We start from the raw sequence: 1,905 nt of genomic DNA, 5'->3' as shown, positions 1-1,905 counted from the left end.
CGGGCGACCGTTGCTTCGAGCAGGCCCTGTCGGCCGCCACCGCCGAGGGCGACCACTGGCTGGAGGCCTTTGTGCTGACCCGGATGTGCGTCGCCCAGCTGTGCTCGGTGCCGATGACGCACACCCTCCGCCGCGCCCGCCGCTGCCGCTTCCTGCTCGCCGACGCGCCGCACACCCAACCGGCGCGCGGCGCACTGCTCTTCGAGGCCCTGGCCCTTGACGGCCTCGGCCGCACCGCCGAGGCGGAGGCCGCCTGGAGCGAGCTGATCGGGCTGAGTGCCGACACCGGGGACGACATGCTGCTGAGTCAGGCCCAGGCACAGTATGCCGCCTTCCTCACCCGCCATGGCCGCGACCGGGAGGCCGCCGTCCACCGCTCCACGGCGATCAGCCTCTACCGCAGCCGGGAGGACACCCGCTCGGTCGCGGCCCTCACCCACCGACGCACCACGCTCGGCCCGAGCGGGCAGCTGATCACCGTCGAGCAGTAGCGGCCGTCGACCGCCTTCGGCTCGCTCGTCGGCTGACGCAGCTCGTGCCCGACGAAGCCGAGGGCGGTCACGGGCAGCGGCGTGCTGTTCGTGAAGGAGTGCTGTTCGTGAAGCTGCGGGCTCAACCGCGGTGACCTGGGCTCGCGGGCGTCAGCCGATCGGGAGGCTGTCCGGGCCGAGGACGTTCAGCAGCGCCAGCTTGTCGTGGCTGTCGGTCCCGGGCGTCGCGGTGAAGACGAGCAGGGACTGCGACTGGTCGGGGTCCTGCAGATTCTGGCAGAACAGGTCGATGCGCCCGACCTGCGGGTGGACGAACCGTTTGGTGTCGCTCCAGCGCAGGCCGACCTCTTGGCGGTCCCACAGTGACGCGAACTCCGTGCTTCGGTGCAGCAGGCTCGCCACGAGACGGGCGGCCTGTGACCGGGGCCCTTGCCCGGTGGACGCTGCCCGCAGGAGCGCGACGTTCACCCGACTGTTGAGGCCGTGATCGTCGGGGAGGTACCGCACACGGGCGGCCGGGTCGGTGAACCACCGGTAGGGGGCGCTGCGGGCTTCCCCGGTGTAGTGGGTCTGTTCTCCGAGCAGGGCGACGGCAGGAGGCGTCTGCAGCAAGGTCTCGCCGAGGGGGCCCATGACCTGTGCCGGGGTGTCCTGAAGCCGGTCCAGGATGCGCATCAGGCCTGGGTTGATGTGCTCGCTGCGCGTCCGCCGGCGCGGAGCGCTGTGTCCGCACAGGAGGAACAGGTGATCGCGCTCGTCCGGGGTGAGGCGCAGTCCGCGGGCGATGGCGGCCGCCATCTGCTGCGAGGGCTGCGGCCCGTTACCCCGTTCCAGCCGGGCGAAGTAGTCGGCCGTCATGACGCACAGTTCGGCCACTTCCTCCCGTCGCAGCCCGCGGGCACGCCGGCGCGATCCGCGGCGCAGTCCCACGTCCTCCGGTTGCAGGGCCTCGCGCCGGGCATGCAGGAAGGCGCCCAATGACGCGCGGTCCACCGTCTGCTCCATAGGTCCGCCCCAGGGGTCGAGTGCTGTGCGGCCACCATCGTCGCAGCCGCGAGCGACCTCAACCACTGACCGCCGGTCAGTGGTTGAGCGGGTCCTTCATCCGTGCTGCCGGGTGCCGTCCACTGGTAGCGGCGGAACGACGCAGCGCCTCCGCGTGGCGGCCGACACCGCAGCGACCGAGAGGAGAGGAGCCCCATGGCCAAGTGGACAGCTGCCGACCTGCCGGGCATGACCGGCCGGACGGTACTCATCACCGGAGCCGGCCGCGGCATCGGCCTGGTCACCGCCCGCGAGCTCGGGCGCGCCGGCGCCCGGGTCGTGCTGGGGGTGCGCAGCACCGAGCAAGCCCGCCGGGCGAGCGCCCGGCTGCCCCGCGCCTTCGACAACCGGCACCTGGCCGGGGCCGACC

The 1,905-nt window shown here is 72.6% G+C and carries 3 protein-coding genes; 2 read left to right on the top strand and 1 reads right to left on the bottom strand.

The genetic code is table 11. From position 1 onward, the window contains the following. Positions 1-491, top strand: a 491-nt coding sequence (locus AB0O00_RS37475; protein ID WP_363659164.1) for a hypothetical protein, incomplete at its 5' end; no start/stop codon positions are given. 150 nt (positions 492-641) lie between these two features. On the opposite strand, the gene AB0O00_RS37470 is transcribed toward AB0O00_RS37475, so the two are convergent. Beyond that, positions 642-1,496 carry a helix-turn-helix transcriptional regulator gene (locus AB0O00_RS37470; RefSeq protein ID WP_363659163.1) on the bottom strand — a complete coding sequence of 285 codons (855 nt, stop codon included), beginning with the start codon at positions 1,494-1,496 and terminating at the stop codon, positions 642-644. Positions 1,497-1,691: 195 nt separating this feature from the next. Here AB0O00_RS37470 and AB0O00_RS37465 point away from each other — a divergent pair. Beyond that, on the top strand, positions 1,692-1,905 hold a 214-nt coding region (locus AB0O00_RS37465), incomplete at its 3' end, for an SDR family NAD(P)-dependent oxidoreductase (protein ID WP_363659162.1).

The organism is Kitasatospora sp. NPDC093558 (assembly GCF_040683475.1).
Lineage (GTDB): Bacteria > Actinomycetota > Actinomycetes > Streptomycetales > Streptomycetaceae > Kitasatospora.
Note: the sequence above shows the minus strand (reverse complement) of the source record. Positions and strands in the feature narration are given on the sequence as shown.

Bases quoted from the DNA above. Each gene is read 5' to 3' on its own strand.
- AB0O00_RS37470 (WP_363659163.1), bottom strand. From the start codon at position 1,496: ATGGAGCAGACGGTGGACCGCGCGTCATTGGGCGCCTTCCTGCATGCC.